This window comes from Coleofasciculus sp. (genome assembly GCF_046565525.1).
In the GTDB taxonomy this organism is placed as follows: Bacteria; Cyanobacteriota; Cyanobacteriia; order Cyanobacteriales; family Coleofasciculaceae; genus Coleofasciculus.
In genome coordinates, this window is the sequence record NZ_JBKHUP010000242.1 from 1 (window position 1) to 1,707 (window position 1,707).

Here is a 1,707-nt window from a genome sequence, read left to right on the forward strand (position 1 = left end):
CTTGGGTAAGACTCTGGCTCCACCCCTAATAATCAAGGCAACCTTTTCACTCACAAGGGTGAACCTGAATCCTTACATTCAGTTTCTGGGGTGAGGTTGAGATTGCGATAGATTTGCTCAATGGGAAAACTTAGATTGATGCTTTTGAGTTCGATGGTGTCGCCGGGTTGGTAGTTGACGATCAGCCATTCGCCTGTATCTTTTTTGTGATACAAATCGATTTCCATGCGGGTGGAACTGACTAACAAATAGTCTTTTAGGGCTGGATTATGGCGATACATTCTAAATTTGCTGCCTCGGTCGTAGGCTTCGGTGCTGGGGGAAAGAACTTCAACGATTAGGCAGGGATAGGTAATGTATTGGGTTGTGGTTTTATCGCGATCGTCGCAGGTGACGCTGGCATCGGGGTAGGTGTAGTTATTAGTCTCAACAATATTAATTTTGATGTCAGAATTGCCCGTGATGCAACTGCTATTTTTTAGGTGATTATCAAACATGGCTGTAAGTCTAATGGCAAGGCGACCATGATTAACACTGCCGCCACCCATGGCATAAACTTGACCGTCGATCAGCTCGTGTTTTTCGAGTTGCTGTTCTTCCCAAGTGAAGTATTCTTCGGGGGTTAGGGTGGGGAATTTTTCTGGGGCTGCGATCATGGTTTTGTGACCTCTTCAGTTTGTCGCGGATTGGGGGTAGTTTAGCTCTGGGTTATTTGGTTTGATTTTAACAAGCTAAACAAACATTTTTTGGAGTAAGCCTTTTTTGATGTGTTTTTCGAGTTGGGTTTTTAGGTTGGCGCTGAGGTCGGCGGCGTTGCGGATGGTGACGGGTTCGTAGCCGAGTCCGCTCAGTCGGTCGATCAGGTTTTGCTCTAGCTGTGCCTCAGATTGAATCATGGTGGTTTACTCTGCGTTTAATCGTTCTTGTTCATCAAGGAAGTCTTGGAGTTGGATTTCGTAGTCTTCATAGTAGAGGGTGTAGAGGGCTTGGCTGTAGAGTAGTTTGCCCTCGTAGGGATATTCTTCGTCTAGGAAGTCATTGAATTCTGGATTGTCTTCATAGCTCACTCTATCGTCCTCAATCTCAACTTCTTTGTCTGACTTTTCTAGTGAAAAGCTAAAAAAAGAAGATATAAAGTAACGAGATAAACTTTCGGTTATCTCCCTCAGAAGTCGAGATAAATCTTGATCGCTGATCAGCTCTTTAGGAATACATTTACCATGTGAAAAATCTCCTCTTGTATCCCTCAGCTTCCTAATTGGCTCCATTAATTTTGTAAGTCTTCTAACAAAATTATTTTCGTGCATATCGTCATTTTTCTTGAGTAAATGCGCTGTTTTTGATACCAATTTATCAGTATTAAGTTTCTCTACTTCTTCTAAGCTTAGATCGGAACTAATTTGTGTGATAATTGTCTTACAAATACTTTGGAGGAGCGCATTACAGCAGTCTGCACTGACTCCTGTGTTTAAGTCATGGTGATAGTTTTCAATGGCGCTGATAAATTCGCCAAATGCGCCATAGTATTGGAAGTCAGGAAACTCCGTGAGGTGTCTTTTTACTAGGGTTTCTAAACTTTCCATAGCACCTACATAAACATTTTTTGGAGTAAGCCTTTTTTGAATTCTTCTACAGCATTTCTCAGTCTAGTGAGGTACAGTAGCAACAATGAGTAAACCATCCTTTGATGTCATCTAAAGAAACTTG

The 1,707-nt window shown here is 42.1% G+C and carries 3 protein-coding genes; all 3 read right to left on the reverse strand.

What is annotated here, in order from left to right; translation table 11 throughout:
* Positions 1-50 precede the first annotated feature (50 nt).
* Positions 51-656 (reverse strand): Uma2 family endonuclease, encoded by a 606-nt coding sequence (locus ACLGGO_RS35480; RefSeq protein WP_446422836.1) that lies wholly within the window; start codon positions 654-656, stop codon positions 51-53.
* Positions 657-731: 75 nt separating this feature from the next.
* Positions 732-896, reverse strand: coding sequence for a hypothetical protein (locus tag ACLGGO_RS35485; protein WP_446422837.1), 165 nt, complete (start codon positions 894-896; stop codon positions 732-734).
* Positions 897-902: 6 nt separating this feature from the next.
* Entirely contained in the window at positions 903-1,583 is a 681-nt protein-coding gene (locus tag ACLGGO_RS35490) for a hypothetical protein (RefSeq protein ID WP_446422838.1), read from the reverse strand.
* Positions 1,584-1,707 lie beyond the last annotated feature (124 nt).

Excerpts from the sequence above, each read along its gene's own strand:
- ACLGGO_RS35485 (WP_446422837.1), bottom strand. The coding sequence starts at position 896 with ATGATTCAATCTGAGGCACAGCTAGAGCAAAACCTGATCGACCGACTG.
- ACLGGO_RS35480 (WP_446422836.1), bottom strand. The coding sequence starts at position 656 with ATGATCGCAGCCCCAGAAAAATTCCCCACCCTAACCCCCGAAGAATAC.
- ACLGGO_RS35490 (WP_446422838.1), bottom strand. The coding sequence starts at position 1,583 with ATGGAAAGTTTAGAAACCCTAGTAAAAAGACACCTCACGGAGTTTCCT.